18 protein-coding genes are annotated in these 17,027 nt (G+C 73.6%); 8 read left to right on the top strand and 10 right to left on the bottom strand.

Annotated elements, in window-relative coordinates; translation table 11 throughout:
• Positions 1–35: 35 nt before the first annotated feature.
• The 3 genes from AB0L29_RS12100 to AB0L29_RS12090 form a co-directional block, all read right to left on the bottom strand.
• On the bottom strand, positions 36–1,490 hold the full coding sequence (locus AB0L29_RS12100; protein WP_365826037.1) for an ABC transporter permease: 1,455 nt from the start codon (positions 1,488–1,490) through the stop codon (positions 36–38).
• Between the two features lie 198 nt (positions 1,491–1,688).
• Positions 1,689–2,939 (bottom strand): Ig-like domain-containing protein, encoded by a 1,251-nt coding sequence (locus tag AB0L29_RS12095; RefSeq protein WP_365826035.1) that lies wholly within the window; start codon positions 2,937–2,939, stop codon positions 1,689–1,691.
• Between the two features lie 260 nt (positions 2,940–3,199).
• Positions 3,200–3,568, bottom strand: a complete 369-nt coding sequence (locus AB0L29_RS12090; RefSeq protein WP_365826033.1) for a hypothetical protein — start codon at positions 3,566–3,568, stop codon at positions 3,200–3,202.
• 109 nt (positions 3,569–3,677) lie between these two features.
• Here AB0L29_RS12090 and AB0L29_RS12085 point away from each other — a divergent pair, with 109 nt between their 5' ends.
• A complete protein-coding gene (locus AB0L29_RS12085) occupies positions 3,678–3,995 on the top strand; it encodes a hypothetical protein (protein WP_365826031.1) in 318 nt (105 codons plus the stop codon).
• 42 nt (positions 3,996–4,037) lie between these two features.
• Positions 4,038–4,826, top strand: a complete 789-nt coding sequence (locus AB0L29_RS12080; RefSeq protein WP_365826029.1) for a hypothetical protein — start codon at positions 4,038–4,040, stop codon at positions 4,824–4,826.
• A 54-nt stretch (positions 4,827–4,880) separates the two neighbouring features.
• Here AB0L29_RS12080 and hutH read toward each other — a convergent pair whose 3' ends face one another.
• The 3 genes from hutH to AB0L29_RS12065 form a co-directional block, all read right to left on the bottom strand.
• A complete protein-coding gene (hutH, locus tag AB0L29_RS12075) occupies positions 4,881–6,419 on the bottom strand; it encodes a histidine ammonia-lyase (RefSeq protein WP_365826368.1) in 1,539 nt (512 codons plus the stop codon).
• An 87-nt stretch (positions 6,420–6,506) separates the two neighbouring features.
• The gene (locus AB0L29_RS12070) at positions 6,507–7,655 is read right to left on the bottom strand and encodes a GGDEF domain-containing protein (protein WP_365826027.1); all 1,149 of its coding nucleotides are present in this window, start codon (positions 7,653–7,655) and stop codon (positions 6,507–6,509) included.
• 121 nt (positions 7,656–7,776) lie between these two features.
• Positions 7,777–8,577 (bottom strand): enoyl-CoA hydratase-related protein, encoded by an 801-nt coding sequence (locus AB0L29_RS12065; protein WP_365826025.1) that lies wholly within the window; start codon positions 8,575–8,577, stop codon positions 7,777–7,779.
• Between the two features lie 240 nt (positions 8,578–8,817).
• Between AB0L29_RS12065 and AB0L29_RS12060 the strand changes: the two genes are divergently transcribed.
• Positions 8,818–9,423, top strand: coding sequence for a hypothetical protein (locus tag AB0L29_RS12060; protein WP_365826023.1), 606 nt, complete (start codon positions 8,818–8,820; stop codon positions 9,421–9,423).
• A gap of 190 nt (positions 9,424–9,613) precedes the next feature.
• On the opposite strand, the gene AB0L29_RS12055 is transcribed toward AB0L29_RS12060, so the two are convergent.
• Positions 9,614–10,759, bottom strand: a complete 1,146-nt coding sequence (locus tag AB0L29_RS12055) for an adenylate/guanylate cyclase domain-containing protein (protein WP_365826021.1) — start codon at positions 10,757–10,759, stop codon at positions 9,614–9,616.
• Between the two features lie 195 nt (positions 10,760–10,954).
• A complete protein-coding gene (locus AB0L29_RS12050; RefSeq protein ID WP_365826019.1) occupies positions 10,955–11,839 on the bottom strand; it encodes a biotin--[acetyl-CoA-carboxylase] ligase in 885 nt (294 codons plus the stop codon).
• Between the two features lie 110 nt (positions 11,840–11,949).
• On the opposite strand from AB0L29_RS12050, the gene AB0L29_RS12045 reads away from it, so the two are divergent.
• Entirely contained in the window at positions 11,950–13,539 is a 1,590-nt protein-coding gene (locus AB0L29_RS12045) for an acyl-CoA carboxylase subunit beta (RefSeq protein WP_365826017.1), read from the top strand.
• Positions 13,540–13,553: 14 nt separating this feature from the next.
• Complete coding sequence (locus AB0L29_RS12040; protein ID WP_365826015.1) at positions 13,554–13,766, top strand: acyl-CoA carboxylase epsilon subunit; 213 nt, start codon at positions 13,554–13,556, stop codon at positions 13,764–13,766.
• Between the two features lie 7 nt (positions 13,767–13,773).
• Here the strand turns inward: AB0L29_RS12040 and AB0L29_RS12035 are convergent, their stop codons facing one another.
• Positions 13,774–14,904, bottom strand: coding sequence for an SGNH/GDSL hydrolase family protein (locus tag AB0L29_RS12035; RefSeq protein WP_365826013.1), 1,131 nt, complete (start codon positions 14,902–14,904; stop codon positions 13,774–13,776).
• A gap of 137 nt (positions 14,905–15,041) precedes the next feature.
• Here AB0L29_RS12035 and AB0L29_RS12030 point away from each other — a divergent pair, with 137 nt between their 5' ends.
• Both AB0L29_RS12030 and AB0L29_RS12025 read left to right on the top strand, forming a co-directional pair.
• Entirely contained in the window at positions 15,042–15,170 is a 129-nt protein-coding gene (locus tag AB0L29_RS12030) for a hypothetical protein (protein ID WP_365826011.1), read from the top strand.
• Between the two features lie 32 nt (positions 15,171–15,202).
• Positions 15,203–15,823, top strand: coding sequence for a nucleoside triphosphate pyrophosphatase (locus AB0L29_RS12025; protein WP_365826009.1), 621 nt, complete (start codon positions 15,203–15,205; stop codon positions 15,821–15,823).
• On the opposite strand, the gene AB0L29_RS12020 is transcribed toward AB0L29_RS12025, so the two are convergent.
• A complete protein-coding gene (locus AB0L29_RS12020) occupies positions 15,792–16,268 on the bottom strand; it encodes a hypothetical protein (RefSeq protein WP_365826007.1) in 477 nt (158 codons plus the stop codon). The genes AB0L29_RS12025 and AB0L29_RS12020 overlap by 32 nt on opposite strands.
• A 376-nt stretch (positions 16,269–16,644) precedes the next feature.
• On the opposite strand from AB0L29_RS12020, the gene AB0L29_RS12015 reads away from it, so the two are divergent.
• On the top strand, positions 16,645–17,027 hold a 383-nt coding region (locus AB0L29_RS12015), incomplete at its 3' end, for a biotin carboxylase N-terminal domain-containing protein (protein WP_365826005.1).

Below are 17,027 nucleotides of genomic sequence, written 5' to 3'. Positions count from 1 at the left end.
CTGGGAGAGGGAAGGGATGGGCGCGGTGCGCGCGGCTACTCGACGCGCCGCAGCGCGTCCGCCGGCCGCAGCCGGGAGGCCCGCCGGCCGCCGAACGCCCCGGCGGTCAGCCCGCCGGCCACCGCGAGCCCGACGGCGAGGGCGACGGTGGTGAGGCTGACGGGCGCGGTCAGCGCGATGTCGAGGGTCCGCGCGGCGGCCTGCCGGGCGGGCCCGCCGAAGCCCCCGCCGGGCCCGCCCGCCGGGCCGCCGCCCCCGCCGAGCTGCGCCTGCAGCGTGGGGCCGGCCGCGGTCACGGCGTACGCCCCCGCCAGCCCGAGCGCGATGCCCAGCGCGCCGCCCGCCAGTCCGATGACGACGGCCTCCCCGACCACCTGCCGGGTCACCCGCCCCGACGTCCAGCCCAGCGCCTTGAGGGTGCCGAACTCCCGCACCCGGCGCGACACCGCCGAGGACGTCAGCAACCCGGCGACCAGGAACGCGGCCACCAGCACCACGGCCGACAGCCACCTGCCGACGCTCGCGGTGAGGGAGGAGGCCGTGGACAGCGAGCCGGAGACGGTGTCCGCGAGGTCGGCGGAGGTGGTGACGGTCGTCCCCGGGACGTTCTTCCGGATCGCGGACTTGACGCCGGCGATCCGCTGCGAGTCGGTCGCCTTGACGTAGATCGTGGTGACCTCGTCCTCGGCGTCGGCGAGCGTCTGGGCCCGCTTCAGCGGGATGTAGAGGTCGGCCGCCGCGTCGCCGCTGTCGGCGGTCGCGATGCCGACGATCTTGAACCCGGTGCCCTTGAGGGTGACGGTGCCGCCGACCTCGAGCTCCTTCTCCTTGGCGTACGCCGAGTCCACGACGGCGACCTTCGCGTCGCTCTCCGACGTCCTGAACGCGCGACCGCTGCTGATCTTCGAGGAGGTCAGCGGGCCGAGGGACGGCTCGGTGACGTCCGTGCCGTAGACGGAGCAGCTGTTGACGTCGAAGTCGGCGCCGCCGCCCTCGACCCGGCCCTGCGGGGAGGGCGCGGCCCCGGGCCCGCCGTCCTGCCGTCCGCTGCCGCCGCTGCCGTCCTGCTGGAACTGCCCGCGCGTGAACTGGCCGCTGACCCTGACGACCTGCAGGCTCAGCCCGCCGACGGCGTCCGCGACGCCGCTCTGCTCGCCGACCTCGGCCACGGTCGAGCTCGCCAGCGTCTGGAAGCCCTGCACCATGACGCGGTCGCTGCTCTGCTGCGCGTCGGAGCCGTCGTCCTGGGCGTCGAAGCGGAAGCGCGGCCGCTGCGAGGCGCTCGCCGCCGGCGCCGCGGCCTTGGTGACCGTCATGTCCGTGCCCAGTCCGTACAGCGACTGCAGGACCCTGTCCTGCGCCCTGCCCATGCCGGAGGAGACGGAGTCGACCACGATGACCAGCGCGATGCCCAGCGCGAGGCCGGAGGCGACGACGAGGGCCGCCCTTCTGCGGCGGCGCAGTTCGCGCCTCAGGTAGGTGAAGAACATGGCGGCACGTTAGGAACGGTGCGTGATGAAGGCGTAAGTCCCGCATAAGAGGCCGATGAGAAGCCGCCCGGGCTCACCCGCCTCCGCGGACGCCCGAAGGGCCGGTGCCGTCCTCGGGGCCCGTGGGGAAAAGCCGATGCCGCCGCCCGCCCCCCTCGGGACGGACGGCGGCATCGGGCCGCTACCGGGGCGGGGGCGTCAGAGCGCCGAACCCGCCTTCCACTGCTGCCAGGACATGTTCCAGCCGTTGAGGCCGTTGTCCGGGGCGACGGTCTTGTCGCCGGTGTTCTTCACCACGACCACGTCACCGAGGATCGTGTTGTCGTAGAACCACGCACCCGGCATGTTCGGGTCGTTGGCGCCCTTCTTGTCCTGCAGGCCCACGCAGCCGTGGCTGGTGTTGACGTTGCCGAAGACCGAGGGGGAGCCCCAGTAGTTGCCGTGGATGAAGGTGCCGGAGCTGGTCAGGCGCATGGCGTGCGGCACGTCCTTGATGTCGTACTCGCCCTTGCCGTCGTCGTCGGTGAAGCCGACGGTCGCGCCGTTCATCCGGGTCTCCTTGAACTTCTCGGAGATCACCATCTGGCCCTCGTACGTCTTGTTCTCGGGCGAGCCGGCGGAGATCGGGATGGTCCTGACGACCTTGCCGTCCTGCGTGACCTTCATCTGCTTGGTCTTCGCGTCGACGTAGGAGACCTGGTTGCGGCCGATCTTGAAGGTGACCGTCTTCTGCTGGACGCCGTAGACGCCCTCGGCGCCCTCGACGCCGTCCAGGGCCAGCTTCAGCGTGACGGTGGAGCCTTCCTTCCAGTACTCCTCCGGCCGGCAGTCCATGCGGTTGGCGTTGAACCAGTGGCAGGCGACCTCCTGGCCGCTGGTGGTGGAGACGGTGACGCCCTTCTGGACGGCGGCCTTGTCGGTGATCGCCTTGTCGAAGGTGATCGACACCGGCATGCCCACGCCCACCGTGGCGCCGTCGTCCGGGGTGAAGGTGCCGATGAAGCTGTTGTCCGGGGAGACCGTGGTGAACGAGGCGTTCTCGTGGGCGGCGCGGCCCTTGGAGTCCTTCGCGGTCGCCGCCAGCTTGTAGGTGGTGGCGCGCTCCAGCTGGACGCTGGGCTTCCAGCTCTTCTTGTCGGCGGATATCTCGCCGGCGACGGCGGTGCCGTCGGCGGTCGTCATCTTCACGTCCGTGAGTGTGCCCTTGGTCACGGTCACGGTCGCGGAGTTGTTGATGGAGGCGTTGTTCGAGCCGTCCTTCGGTGTGATCTTGATCTGGGCCTCGGACGTCTTCGCGGCTGCCGCCTCGTCGACGTTGGCCTGCGAGGCGCCGTTGCCGCCGTCACTCCCGGAGGCCTCGTCGCCGCCGGAACAGGCCGAGAGCACCAGGACCCCGCCGAGCAGTGCGGACGCGACCGTCAGGCCCCTGCGCCGCTTACCGTCCGTCATCACACGCTTCTCCATCGTTGCCGAATTCCCCAAAACCCGGGAGCCCCCCGTCACGATCCGGGAGTCCTCCGGGAACTTTCAACGCTACGACCGGTTCGTCCCGTTCCACATCGCCCCGCTGTGTGGGGATCACCACGTCCGCGCAGGGCGGACGGGGCGGGCATCGGTCAGTGCGCCGTTTGAGACGCGAAACCCCGGACGGCGGTTGCCGCCCGGGGTCACGATTTCCCCAAGGCGCCCCGGACGGCGTCCCCTTCGTCTCAGGTGCGGTCGTCGTCGGTGTCGTCAGTGCCCCCGGTGTAGCCGGTGTCGTCGTCGACATCATCCTCGTCCAGGTCCCAGCCGGGCGAATCGGGGTCGTACTCGATCCGCTCGCCACTCCAGGAGGCCTGCTGGAGGTGCACCCCGGGCACCTCGCCGACCAGATCGAACGGGTCGACGAGGCTGGCGAGCGCCTCCGCGGCGTCCTCCGTCACGGCCCCCTCGGCGTGTACCCGTTCCGCGTCCGGCATCCCGCCGTCGCCGGCGATCGCCCGCAGCGCGGCCTTGGTCACCGCCTCCTCGTCCTCGATCTCGAGGACGAGTTCCACGCGGAGGCGGACAAAACGTGATGTCTGTGGAGTGCTCATGCCCGGAGCGTACGGCTCCGAGCGCCCGTGACTTTCCCGTGACCCGCGCCTTTCACTAACATCGCCCCACACGGCCAATTCGCCAGCGCCACAAGGGGATCGATATTCCGTGTCATCCGCTCGCCGTCCGTTGCTGACCGCCACCGCCGCGGGCACCCTGCTGGGCGCCCTGTGGTTCGTCCCGTCCGCGAACGCGACGGCGGAGACCCCGGTCAGAACGGCCGTTTCGCAGAGCCCGTCTCCGCAGGTCACGGAGCAGGCCCGGGCCGCGTCCACGGCGACGCGGGACACCGCCGCCGCCGAGGTCCGGCTGGCCGACACCGGCAGCTTCGACAGCACGCCGTACGTCATCGGGGGCACCTTCTTCCTCACGCTGGGCGCGGGGTTCGTCGCGTACGCGGTTCGCCGGGAACGTCTCGGTATGTAAATCGGCTTGACGTGCCGTCGGCCCGGGCCACATAGTCCGCCCATGAAGAGATCATCGGGCGCGCGGCTGAGCGCCACGGTTGCCGTGAGCCTGCTGTCGCTCGCCCTCGTCACGGGCTGCTCCGACTCCGGCGCGGACGACTCCGCGGATTCCGGGAACCCCGGGGGGTCGAAGGGCTCCGGTTCCTCCTCGTCCGCTCCGGCCGCCGAGGCGCCGACCGCGGCCGAGTTGGAGAAGCTGCTCCTCGCGCAGGGCGAGGTCAAGGGCTACAAGGTCACCTCGGGCGACGCCACCCTTCCGAAGTCCAAGGCCGCGGTGAAGACCGACAAGGCGGAGTGCGACCCGCTCGCCTGGGCCGGCGCCGCCCTGCCCCCGGGCGACACGGACGCGAGCGCCGGCAACTCCGTCGCCGAGGACAAGGCCTCGACCGCCACCGCGCAGCCGGAGGACATCGAGGACGCCTTCGACATCGACATGACCTACGTGGGCCTGTCCTCCTACGAGGGCGACGGCGCCCAGCAGGCCGTGAAGGCCGTCTCCGACGGCGTGTCGGCCTGCTCCGGCGGGTTCGCCCTCGCCGCCGGGGGCGAGAAGACGAAGGTCACCAAGGTCGCCGCGGAGAAGGGCTCCGGACTGGGCGACGAGTCCGTCGCGTTCGCCGAGGACGTCGACATGGACGGCGAGGGCACGGCCACCTTCCACACCGAGGTGGTGCGCAAGGGCAGCACCGTCGCCACCTTCTACACGGTGAACTTCGCCGCGCTCGGCTCCGGCGAGACCGCCGAGATCCCGGCGGCCGTGGTCGAGGCGCAGATCGCCAAGCTCAAGTAACCCTCCGGGGCCCCGCCGTCGACGCGCGTTCGCGCACGGCGGGGCCCGGCCGCCTCACTGCAGGGGTCCGGTGACCCTCTCCACGGCCGCGACCAGCCGGCCCTCGCGCACGAACGCGTCCGCCGCGGCCAGGTCGGGCGCCAGGAACCGGTCCGGCCCGGGACCGGCGACACCGGCCTCGCGCACGGCGTCGACGACCGCCCGGGTGGCGGGCGCCGGAGTCAGCCCCTCGCGCAGTTCGACGGCGCGCGTGGCGGCGTACAGCTCGATCGCGATGATCCGGCTGAGGTTGTCCACGGCCGTGCGCAGTTTGCGCGCCGCCGACCAGCCCATCGAGACGTGGTCCTCCTGCATCGCGGAGGACGGGATCGAGTCCGCCGAGGCCGGTACGGCCAGCCGCTTCATCTCGCTCACCAGCGCGGCCTGCGTGTACTGAGCGATCATCAGGCCGGAGTCCACCCCGGCGTCGTCGGCGAGGAACGGCGGCAGCCCGTGGCTGCGGTTCTTGTCGAGCAGCCGGTCGGTGCGGCGCTCGGCGATGGAGCCCAGGTCGGCGGCGGCGACGGCCAGGAAGTCCAGGACGTAGGCCACCGGGGCGCCGTGGAAGTTGCCGTTGGACTCCACGCGTCCGTCGGGCAGGACGACCGGGTTGTCCACGGCGGAGGCCAGCTCCCGCTCGGCGACCAGGCGCGCGTGGGCCAGGGTGTCCCGCCCGGCGCCGGCGACCTGCGGGGCGCAGCGCACGGAGTAGGCGTCCTGGACGCGGGGCGCGTCGTCCTGGTGGTGCCCGGTCAGGCCCGAACCCTTCAGCACGGCCAGCATGTTGGCCGCGCTGGCGGCCTGCCCCGGGTGCGGCCGGATGGCGTGCAGCTCGGGGGCGAGCACCTTGTCGGTGCCCAGCAGCGCCTCCAGGCTGAGGGCGGCGGTGACGTCGGCCGACTTGTAGAGGACGTCGAGGTCGGCGAGGGCCATGATCAGCATGCCGAGCATGCCGTCGGTGCCGTTGAGGAGGGCGAGGCCCTCCTTCTCGCGCAGTTCGACGGGCCGGATCCCGTGCTCGGCGAGGAGTTCGCCGGCCGGGCGCACGACGCCGTCGGGGCCCTCGGCGTCGCCCTCCCCCATGAGGGTGAGGGCGCAGTGGGACAGCGGGGCGAGGTCGCCGGAGCAGCCGAGGGAGCCGTACTCGTGCACGACCGGGGTGATCCCGGCGTTCAGGACGTCGGCCATGGTCTGCGCGACCTCGGGCCGCACCCCGGTGCGTCCGGAGCAGACGGTCTTCAGGCGCAGGAACATCAGGGCGCGGACGACCTCCCGCTCCACGCGCGGCCCCATGCCGGCGGCGTGCGAGCGGACGATGTTGCGCTGCAGCCGGGCGCGCAGGTCCGGGCTGATGTGCCGGGTCGCCAGGGCTCCGAAGCCGGTGCTCACGCCGTAGACGGGGTCCGGCTTGGCCGCCAGCGCGTCCACGATCTCGCGGGCCGCGGCCAGGGCCGCCACCGCCTCCCGGGAGAGTTCGATGCGGGCACCGGCGCGCGCCACGGCGAGAACGTCGGACGCGGTCGCCCCGGACGTCCCCACCACCACAGTGTGCATATCCATATTCAGGAGCGTACGCAGTGAATTCGATGATGTCACCACCGGGGACCGGCCTCACCCCTTACGGACAGGTCGCCGCCGGGCCTACGGGGAGTGCCGCCCGCGGAACCGGCGGCGCTCGCCGTCCTCCCCGCCGGACGGCTCGTCCGCGAGCCGCACCACGGGGTCGTCGGGCCCCTCACGGCCGGCCACGACCGGATGCGCGGCCCGCTGCGCCTTGGCCCGGTACTGGGCCGCGTCGGCGAGCCGGAAGAGCCGGCGGGCGGAGCGGACCGGCCCGATGGGGTCCTCGGTGGAGGCGATCCCGCAGGCCACGCCGTCGCCGAGCCCCAGCACGGCGGCACGGCGGCAGAGCTCGTCGGCCGCCTTGACGACCTGGTCGGCGGGCAGCCCGACCGCGAGCAGGCAGAACTCGTCCCCGCCGAGCCGGGCCGCCAGCGCCCCCGGCAGCATGGCCCCGCACACGGACAGCAGGGTCCCGAAACGCTCCAGGAGCCGGTCGCCGACGGCGTGCCCGTGGGTGTCGTTGACCCGCTTGAGCCCGTTCAGGTCGCAGACGGCGAGAGTGACCACGGACCCGTCCCGCCGGTGCCGCTCGATCGCCTTCTCCAGGCGCAGATCGACGGCGCGGCGGTTGGCGAGCCCGGTGAGCGCGTCGGTGAACGCCAGCCGCCGGGCCTCCTCCAGCCGCTCGGTCTGCGCGATCCCGGCGGCGACGACGGCGGCCAGGACGGTGGCGAAGTCGGCGTCGGCGCGCGCGAAGACGGGGGTGCCGGCCGGGCGGGCGACGTACAGCTCGCCCCAGGCGCGGCCGTGCAGCACGATCGGCGCCACCACGCAGCAGCCCCGGCCCCGGCGCCGCAGGGTGGCCACCCGCTGGTGGCAGTACCCGGGGCGCCGCCCGGTCGGCGCGCCCTCGGCGGTCTCGACCCAGGCCCCGGGCCCGCCGCCGGCCCACTGCTCGTGCAGGAACTCGGTGATCTCCGCGAACTGGTGCACCGGGTAGGCCTCGTCGTCCGGGAACTCCTCCTCGCCCTCGGCCAGGTCGCCGACGTTGACCAGGACCCGGAGCCGTCCGAGCTCGCGCTCCCACACCGACAGCGCGGCGAAGCTCCCGCCCAGCGCCCGGCACGCCCCGTTGGCCGCCGCGCGCCACGCCTCCCGCGTGCTGTGCGCGGCGGCCATCCCCTGCGCCAGCGCGACGACGGCCGCGAGTCGCCTGTCCTCACCCATCACTCCAGGCTAGGGACGTTAAGGGCGAATAGGGATATTAACGGAGCGAACGGGGAAGCCGGGGCAGGCCGCGCCGCACGGTCACCCGGCCGGCCGCCGGCTCACCCCCCAGGCCGCCGGCTCACTCCCCGGGCCACTGCGGCCTGCGCTTCTCGTTGAACGCCGCCACCCCCTCCGCCCGGTCCCCCGAGAACGCCACCGCCCGCCAGGCCGCGTCCTCGACCTCCAGCCCGGCCCGCAGGTCCAGCCCGTGCCCGAGGCGCAGCGCCCGCTTCGCCGCCCGCAGCCCCACCGGCGAGTTCGCCGCCATCCGGGCCGCCAGGGCCAGCGCCTCCTCCCGGTCGCGCCCCTCCTCCACGAGCCGGTCGACGAGCCCCAGCTCCCGGGCCTCGGCGGCCTCCACCCGCCGCGCCGTGAAGATCAGCTCGGCGGCCCGGGCCGCTCCCACCCGCCGCGGCAGCAGCTGGGTGCCGCCACCGCCCGGGATCACCCCCACCGACACCTCGGGCAGCCCCACCACCGCCGTACGGTCGGCCACGATCACGTCGCACGCCAGCGCCAGCTCGAACCCTCCCCCCAGCGCGAACCCGTGCACCGCCGCGACGGTCGGCACCGGCAGCTCCAGCACCCCGGTGTACGCCCCGCGCGCCACCGGCCGCTGCCGCACCAGCTCGGCGTCGCTGAAGGAGTTCCGCTCCTTCAGGTCGGCCCCCACGCAGAACGCCCGTTCGTGCGTCGAGGTCAGCACGACCACCCGTACGCCGCGGTCCTCCCCCAGCGCCGCGCACGCGGCGGCGATGGACCGGGCCATCCCGGTGGACACGGCGTTCATGGCCTTGGGCCGGTCGAGGGCGAGCTCCGCGACGTGCCCCTGCTCGTGCCGGCGCACCAGCACGTACTCCCCGAACCGTTCCTCACTCATGACACCCTCCGGTTAACGCGGGTTAACAGCACTCGCCCCGATCATCGCAGCCGCTCCCCGCCGGGAAAAGGGCGGACGCGGCCGGCAGGGAGCGGTGGCGCCGGTTCCCGCGCCACCGCCCCGGCCACCCGTCCGGGTGACATCCGGGCGGCTCCGGCCACACCGCCCGGGGCAGCGCATAGCGTGCGCACCGCCACGGCGCATCGGGGGCGCGTGCGCACCGGGAGGGATCGGATCGTGATGACGACGGACACGCCACCGCGCGGGCCGGCCGGCCCGGACGCGCCGCCCGCCGGCAGAGCCCGCCCCTTCGGCCCCCGGGCGCGCGGCCGGCACCGCAAGCCCCGCCCGCGCGGGGCCCTGCTCGCCGTCGGCGGCCTCGCCCTGGCCGCGGGCGCCCTGGGCCTCCTGCGCCTGGCGTCCTGGCCGGAGCCGGGGGCCGGCGGCGTCGGAACCGTCGAGGCCGGGCGCCCCCCGGACCGGTTCACCGGCACGGACCACGCGGCCACCGCCGCCGCGACCGCCCGCGCCGTTCCCGAGGCGAGCCCGTCGGCCCCCACCGTGCCGGGCGGCCCGGGCGCGGTACCGGTCCCGCCGGGCAGGGCGTACGCGTCCACCGGCCGCGGGCCGGCGGCCGCGCCCGGCACCACCGCCCTCCCGAGGACCCCGGGCACCGCCCCGGCGCTCCCGGCGACGCGCACCGCGCCCCGGCCGGATCCGGCCCCGGACCGCACCACGCGCGCCCCGGCCCCGACCCCGGCCCCGTCCCCGGAGCAGCGCGGCGGGCCCGGTCTGTGCATCCCGGTCATCGGCCTGTGCCTGGACCGGCCGCGGGGCCTGGGCTGACGACGGCCGGGGGCTAGGGACTGTCGTCGAACTCCCGCCTGCCCCGCGACGCCCTGCACGCACTCCCGCCGCACCGGGCGCAGACCCGAGTACATCTCGTACGAGGGCCCGTGCCCGGCACGCCGGGAGCACGCACCCGACGCCGCGGGGCCCGCCCTCCGGGCGGACGACGGGAATGTGACGACAGGCCCTACAGGGACCCGTTGCGCCGTGTGAGCAGCCACGGCTCCACGACGCCCAGGCCGCGCACCGGCCGCTGCCACATCGGCTGCAGTCCGAACCGGTACACCGGCGGCTCCTCGCCCTCCTTCTCCGCCGCGGCCGCCTCCTCGGCCGCCGCCGCCTCGGAGGCCGGGGCGTCCCGGGTGCGGATGAGCTCCTCGGCGAAGGCGCTGTCGACCAGGACGGCGTCCTTGGGGGCTATCGAGGTGAGCCGGGAGGCCAGGTTGACGGTCGTGCCGAAGACGTCCCCCATGCGGGTGGTCACCGTGCCGAACGCCATGCCGACGCGCAGCTCGGGCATCGTCTCGTCGTTCGCCATGGTCTCGATCAGGCGCAGGGCGATCTCGGCGGCCGTGCCCGCGTCGTCGGCGGCGTAGAGCACCTCGTCGCCGAGCGTCTTGACCAGCCGCCCGCCGTGCGCGGCGATCAGGTCGGCGGCGGTCGTCTCGAAGGCCTCGACGAGCTCGCCGAGCTCCTCCTCCTCCATCCGGCGGGTCAGGCGCGTGAACCCGACGAGGTCCGCGAAGCCGACGGCGAGCCGCCGGTCGACCATCTCCTCGTCGTCGGCGGCCTGGACGACCCGTCCGGTCGCGGCGGCCAGCTGGCGCCGCCAGACGTACACCAGGAACTCCTCCAGCTCGGGCAGGAGCAGCTCGATCAGGGGATACGTCACCTCGGTGCGCGTCATGCCCGGCTCGGGGGGCTCGGTCAGCCCTTCCAGGAAGGAGTCGATCTGCCACTCGGCGAGCCGGGCGGTGGTCTGCCCGGTGGACCGCGCCACCTGCACGGCCATGGCCTCGCTCAGCAGCCCGGCCTCAACCAGACCGGCCAGGCGCCGCAGGGCCAGGACGTCCGCCTCCGTCAGCGCCTTGGCCTGCCCGATGTCCGCGAAGCCCATGGCCCGCCAGAAACGGGAGGCCAGCTCCATGGAGACGCCCGCGCTGCGGGCCGCCTGGAAGGGGGTGTAGCGACGCTCGGCGCCCAGGATGAGCTGTTCCAGCCGCAGCGCGAGGGGGTCCTCGCCGGGATCGGCGGAATGCGGGTTCTCCCGCTCGTGGGGAGGCTCCGCCCGGCCCTGCGCGTCCGTGCCGGAACCCGAGTCGTCGACGGTCACGCCTGCTGCCCTTCCGATCTGTCACGGTCATGTATCGACCGGCCTCAACTGTACGGCAGGTGTGCGCCAGCTCACTCCGTCCGCCGGATCCGGGGTGCGGGGCCGCCTCCGTCGCCCCGCCGCCCGGCGCCGGTGGCCCGGTCCGCCCCCGGGGACACCGGCCGGGCGGCCCCGCACCGGCCCCCTACCGGCCCGTCACGCGGGCCGCAGGTGGACGATGTCCCCCGCCCCCACCGGCTCCTGCACGCCTTCGCCGGTGGCCAGCACCAGCCGCCCGTCCCCGTCCACCGCGACCGCCTCCCCGACCACGGACCGGTCCCCCGGCAGCTCCGCCCGCACGACCCGGCCGAGCGTCGCGCACCCCGCCGCGTACGTCTCCTGCAGCCCGCACGCGGCCGGGTCGCCCCCGGCGTCCCGCCACCGCCGGTACCACTGCTCCAGCGCCCGCAGCATCCCCCGCAGCAGCGGGTCCCGGTCGGTGCTCACCGCCCCGGCCAGCGCCAGCGACCCCGCGGTCGGCACGGGCAGCTCCTCCTCGCGCAGGGTGACGTTCACGCCGACCCCGATGACCACCCCGCCGTCGCCGGCCCGCTCCGCGAGGATCCCCCCGGCCTTGCGCTCCTCGCCGCCCACGGTCACCAGCAGGTCGTTGGGCCACTTCAGGGCCGTGTCCACGCCCGCCGCGCGCGACAGCCCCGTGGCCACCGCGACCCCGGTGAGCAGCGGCAGCCAGCCCCAGCGGGCCACCGGCACCTCGGCCGGCGTGAGCAGGACGGAGAAGAACAGGCCCGAGCGGGCCGGGGCCGTCCACTGCCGGTCGAGCCGTCCGCGCCCGGCCGTCTGCTCCTCGGCGACCAGGACCGCGCCCTCGCGCGCCCCGCCCCCGGCCGCCAGGGCCACCAGGTCGGAGTTGGTGGAGCCGGTACGCTGCACCACCTCCACCCGGGACCACAGGCCGCCCTCCTGGACCAGCCCCCGGCGCAGGGCGGTGGCGTTGAGGGGCGGACGGTCCAGATCCGACCAACGGCTGCCGTTTCCCTCGAATCCCTGGGATCCCTCTGATGCATCTCGCGGCGTCATGCAAGCCACCCTAGGTGTGGTAAACGCCGCACTGCCGATGTCGGGGCACCCCACTACGCTGCGGATGAGTAACCGTCCCCCCTTTTGAGCAGGCAGGGAGCCGCATCCCGATGTCCGAGCCGGAAGAGCAGCAGCCCGACATCCACACGACCGCGGGCAAGCTCGCGGATCTGCAGCGCCGTATCCACGAGGCGACGCACGCCGGCTCGGAACGCGCCGTCGAGAAGCAGCACGCCAAGGGCAAGCTGACGGCCCGTGAGCGCATCGACCTGCTCCTCGACGAGGGCTCGTTCGTGGAGCTGGACGAGTTCGCCCGGCACCGGTCCAACAACTTCGGGCTCGACAGGAACCGCCCGTACGGCGACGGTGTCGTGACCGGGTACGGAACCGTGGACGGCCGGCCCGTCGCCGTGTTCTCGCAGGACTTCACCGTCTTCGGCGGCGCCCTCGGCGAGGTGTACGGGCAGAAGATCGTCAAGGTCATGGACTTCGCCCTGAAGACCGGCTGCCCGGTCGTCGGGATCAACGACTCCGGCGGCGCCCGGATCCAGGAGGGCGTGGCCTCGCTCGGCGCCTACGGCGAGATCTTCCGCCGCAACACGCACGCCTCCGGCGTGATCCCGCAGATCAGCCTGGTCGTGGGGCCCTGCGCGGGCGGCGCGGTCTACTCGCCCGCGATCACCGACTTCACGGTCATGGTGGACCAGACCTCGCACATGTTCATCACCGGCCCGGACGTCATCAAGACGGTCACCGGCGAGGACGTCGGCTTCGAGGAGCTGGGCGGCGCCCGCACCCACAACACGGCCTCGGGCGTGGCCCACCACATGGCCGGGGACGAGAAGGAGGCCATCGAGTACGTCAAGCAGCTGCTGTCGTACCTGCCCTCCAACAACCTCTCCGAGCCCCCGGCCTTCCCGGAGGAGGCGGACCTCGCCGTCACCGACGAGGACCGCGAGCTGGACGCCCTCGTCCCGGACAGCGCGAACCAGCCGTACGACATGCACACGGTGATCGAGCACGTCCTGGACGACGCCGAGTTCTTCGAGACGCAGCCGCTGTTCGCGCCGAACATCCTCACCGGCTTCGGCCGCGTCGAGGGCCGTCCGGTGGGCGTGGTCGCCAACCAGCCGATGCAGTTCGCCGGCTGCCTGGACATCAAGGCCAGCGAGAAGGCCGCCCGCTTCGTACGGACCTGCGACGCCTTCAACATCCCCGTGCTGACCTTCGTCGACGTGCCCGGCTTCCTGCCCGGCGTCGGCCAGGAGCACGACGGCATCATCCGGCGCGGCGCCAAGCTGATCTACGCCTACGCCGAGGCGACCGTCCCGCTGATCACGGTCATCACCCGCAAGGCGTTCGGCGGGGCGTACGACGTGATGGGCTCCAAGCACCTGGGCGCCGACCTCAACCTCGCCTGGCCCACCGCCCAGATCGCCGTCATGGGCGCACAGGGCGCGGTCAACATCCTGCACCGCCGCGCCATCGCCGAGGCGGAGGATCCGGAGGCGGCCCGGGCCCGGCTGATGCAGGAGTACGAGGACACCCTCCTCAACCCCTACGTCGCGGCCGAGCGCGGCTACGTCGACGCCGTGATCATGCCGTCCGACACCCGCGCCCACATCGTGCGGGGCCTGCGTCACCTGCGCACCAAGCGGGAATCCCTGCCTCCGAAGAAGCACGGCAACATCCCCCTCTGACCCCAGGAGTGGCTGTGACGATCAAGGTCGTACGGGGCAACCCGACCCCGGAGGAGCTGGCCGCCGCCCTGGCGGTGGTCCGGGCGCGCGCCGCGGCGGCGGCCGACGCGCCGTCCGGCGCGCCCGAACCCCGTGACTCCTGGTCCGACCCGTCCCGCCTCGCCGCCCGCCGGCTGCCCCGGCCGGGGCCGGCGGCGTGGGCGCGGACGTACTGGCCGGGCGCGTAGCCGGGAGTCAGAGCACCGCCGCGACGGCTTCGGCCATCACCGCGTAGCCCGCGTCACCGGGATGCAGGTGGTCGCCGGAGTCGTACGACGGGTGCAGCCGGTCCGGGTCCGCCGGATCGGCCAGGGCGCGGTGCAGGTCGGCGACCGCGTCGTACTCCCCCGCGCACCGGATCCACTCGTTGAGCTCGTGGCTCACCTTGGCCGCGTGCTCGCCCCAGTGGTCCGAGCCGGCCAGCGGCAGCAGGGTCGCGCCGATCACCCGCAGGCCCCGTGCGCGGGCCTGCCGGATCAGCTCCCGGTGGCCGTCGATCAGTTCGGCGGCCTCCACCACCGGCGCGGGGTGGTACGTCGGCTGCTCGTCCGTCTCGCTGAAGCCGATGTCGTTCAGGCCGAGCAGCACCACCAGCGTGTCCACGCCCGGGTGGGCGAGGACGTCCCGGGCGAGCCGGTGCACGGCCTTCTCGCCGTACCAGGACGAGTCGTTGAGCAGCAGGTTCCCGCCGATGCCCGCGTTGAGGACGGGCCGGCCGGTGCGTTCGGCGAGGGCGTCGGACCAGCGGCGGTCCGCGCCGGGCGTGGAGCCGAACCCGTCGGTGATCGAGTCGCCGAACAGGGCGATCCCGTCGCCGCGGCCGGCGTCGGTCTCGACGGCCGACAGGAAGTACCAGGACTCGGTCGCCGCGTCGAAGCCCTGCCCGCCGGCGTCCAGCAGGAGGTCCCCCGCCCCCCGGTAGCTGGTCGTGAAGGCCTGCGCGTGGAAGGTGGCCGGGCCGGTGGTGGCGTCGAAGTGCAAGGTGACGGTGACCGGCTCCAGGGCGGCCACGGCGAGCTCCGCCGGGTCGCTGAGCAGCTCCCCGCGCGCCGGTATCGCGGCGCCGTAGGCGCCCCCGAAGGTCAGCCGCCGCAGCGAGCCGGGTTCGACGGCCGCCCCCGTGGCGGTCCGGCCGACGGTCGCGCCCGCGAGGCGGACCGGTGAGGTCCCGTAGGCGTTCGAGAGCCGGATGCGGACCTTCTCCCCGCCCGCCGTCGGACGGACGGTCTGGCGCAGCGACTGGCGCCAGAAACCCTCGCGGGACCAGTTCGGGGTGAAGCCCTCGCCGGGGAGCTGGGGTGACGCGGTCCAGACAGCGGTGAACATGACACGCCCCTTCCAAAGGGAACCAGAGTTCCATTAATTAATGGAACTGTAGTCCCTTTTGACGGCTGCGGCGAGCCGGGGAAGTTGAGTACGCGTACTCAGGCGACGCGCCCGGCCGCCGCCGGACGATGGAAGGCATGCTGTGGTCCGACCCCGAGAACGAACCGCCCGAGGAACTGCGCGACGCGCAGGAGATGCTGCGGCGGCTGGGCGTTCTCATGGCGTTGGCCATGGTGCTGGCCATGCTCGTGATCGGAGTGAGGTGAGGGCGCGCGGCCTGCGCCGATACTCTGATGGCATGACAGATCAGCCCCGCCGCCGACTCGTCCTCGCCTCCCAGTCCCCCGCCCGGCTCGGACTGCTCCGCCAGGCCGGACTCGACCCCGAGGTGATCGTGAGCGGCGTCGACGAGGACGCCGTCACCGCCCCCACCCCCGCCGAGCTCGCCCTCGCCCTCGCCGAGGCCAAGGCCTCCGTGGTGGCCGCCAGGCCCGAGGTGAAGGGCGCGATCGTGATCGGCTGCGACTCGGTGCTCGACCTGGACGGCCAGGCCCTCGGCAAGCCCGCCGACGCCGAGGAGGCCACCGCCCGCTGGAAGGCCATGCGCGGCCGCGCCGGAACCCTCCAGACGGGCCACTGCGTCTTCGACACGCTCAGCGGCCGCTACGCCTCCGCCACCGCCTCCACCGTCGTCCGCTTCGGCGAGCCGACCGACGAGGAGATCGCCGCGTACGTCGCCTCCGGCGAGCCGCTGCACGTCGCCGGGGCGTTCACCCTCGACGGCCGTTCGGCCCCCTTCATCGAGGGCATCGACGGCGACCACGGCAACGTGATCGGCATCAGCCTGCCGCTGGTCCGCCGCCTGCTGGCGGAGCTGGGCGTGGGCATCACGGAGCTGTGGGCGCCGCGGGAGGCGTGACCGGGGCCCCGCCGCCGCCCGCTCCGTCCTCGGGCGCGGCGCCGGCGGGCTTCGCGGGACTGTCGTACGCCGTCAGCAGCAGCACGATCAGCGCGAGCACCAGCATCATGAACAGGAACGCCGACGGGCCCACCGGCCCCCAGGCGAAGGCGCCGAGCAGACCGTGCACCACGGCGGCGCTGACCAGCAGCACGCGCCCGAGGCCCGCGGGCGGGCGGTCGCGCAGCGCGACCAGGAACGCGACCAGGGCGCACAGCGCGAAGTAGAGCCCGAAGACGATCCCGCCGGCCTTCGAGGACACCGACATCACGTGCGGGTCGAGACCGGCCAGGGACATCTCCTGCCGGTCGACGACGATCCCCAGGAACCAGTTCAGCGCGGCGATGCCGAACGCCTCGGCGAGCAGGACGACCGCCACGCACCACGCCACCGGTCTGCGCACCACCGGCCCCACCCACTTCCGAGCACGCGCGTCCGCCCGGGATCCGGTTACCCCGGGTACGTTCGGTACAGCGCGAACGCTACTAACCGGTAAACCTGGGGACAAGGGTCCTGCGGCCGGCAAAGAATCATTGGGCCATTCGTAGGGACTCCACAAAGAAACCGAGTGGCCCGCAGCACGTGGTGACAGAGACCTTGACCACAGGGGGCAGCTAGGGTTGCCCGGAGGAGTCCCGCGTATCGCGGTACGACAAGGGATTTCGCGGGTCGAGCGAGCCTCGCATCACGCTCCGTGTGGGCAAGCTCACCATTGGGGACGGGTCGAAGTGCCGTGTCGGCAGTCCCTAAACTCGGCTTGTTTCAAGGAGGGAGCCTCAATCGTGCGCAAGGTGCTCATCGCCAATCGTGGCGAAATCGCTGTCCGCGTGGCCCGGGCCTGCCGGGATGCCGGGATCGCGAGCGTGGCCGTCTACGCCGACCCGGACCGGGACGCGCTGCATGTCCGCGCCGCGGATGAGGCGTTCGCCCTGGGCGGTGACACCCCGGCCACCAGCTACCTGGACATCGGCAAGGTGCTGAAGGCGGCCCGTGAGTCGGGGGCCGACGCGGTCCATCCCGGCTACGGCTTCCTCTCGGAGAACGCCGACTTCGCCCAGGCGGTGCTGGATGCGGGCCTGGTGTGGATCGGCCCGCCGCCGCAGGCCATCCGCGACCTGGGCGACAAGGTCGCCGCCCGGCACATCGCCCAGCGCGCCGGCGCGCC

Origin of the sequence: Streptomyces sp. NPDC052701 (assembly GCF_040678355.1) — a bacterium.
Classification (GTDB): domain Bacteria; phylum Actinomycetota; class Actinomycetes; order Streptomycetales; family Streptomycetaceae; genus Streptomyces.
Note: the sequence above shows the minus strand (reverse complement) of the source record. Positions and strands in the feature narration are given on the sequence as shown.

Bases quoted from the DNA above. Each gene is read 5' to 3' on its own strand.
- AB0L29_RS12100 (WP_365826037.1), bottom strand. From the start codon at position 1,490: ATGTTCTTCACCTACCTGAGGCGCGAACTGCGCCGCCGCAGAAGGGCG.
- AB0L29_RS12095 (WP_365826035.1), bottom strand. From the start codon at position 2,939: ATGACGGACGGTAAGCGGCGCAGGGGCCTGACGGTCGCGTCCGCACTG.
- AB0L29_RS12090 (WP_365826033.1), bottom strand. From the start codon at position 3,568: ATGAGCACTCCACAGACATCACGTTTTGTCCGCCTCCGCGTGGAACTC.
- AB0L29_RS12080 (WP_365826029.1), top strand. From the start codon at position 4,038: ATGAAGAGATCATCGGGCGCGCGGCTGAGCGCCACGGTTGCCGTGAGC.
- hutH (WP_365826368.1), bottom strand. From the start codon at position 6,419: ATGCACACTGTGGTGGTGGGGACGTCCGGGGCGACCGCGTCCGACGTT.
- AB0L29_RS12070 (WP_365826027.1), bottom strand. From the start codon at position 7,655: ATGGGTGAGGACAGGCGACTCGCGGCCGTCGTCGCGCTGGCGCAGGGG.
- AB0L29_RS12065 (WP_365826025.1), bottom strand. From the start codon at position 8,577: ATGAGTGAGGAACGGTTCGGGGAGTACGTGCTGGTGCGCCGGCACGAG.
- AB0L29_RS12060 (WP_365826023.1), top strand. From the start codon at position 8,818: ATGACGACGGACACGCCACCGCGCGGGCCGGCCGGCCCGGACGCGCCG.
- AB0L29_RS12050 (WP_365826019.1), bottom strand. From the start codon at position 11,839: ATGACGCCGCGAGATGCATCAGAGGGATCCCAGGGATTCGAGGGAAAC.
- AB0L29_RS12045 (WP_365826017.1), top strand. From the start codon at position 11,950: ATGTCCGAGCCGGAAGAGCAGCAGCCCGACATCCACACGACCGCGGGC.
- AB0L29_RS12035 (WP_365826013.1), bottom strand. From the start codon at position 14,904: ATGTTCACCGCTGTCTGGACCGCGTCACCCCAGCTCCCCGGCGAGGGC.
- AB0L29_RS12030 (WP_365826011.1), top strand. From the start codon at position 15,042: ATGCTGTGGTCCGACCCCGAGAACGAACCGCCCGAGGAACTGCGCGAC.
- AB0L29_RS12025 (WP_365826009.1), top strand. From the start codon at position 15,203: ATGACAGATCAGCCCCGCCGCCGACTCGTCCTCGCCTCCCAGTCCCCC.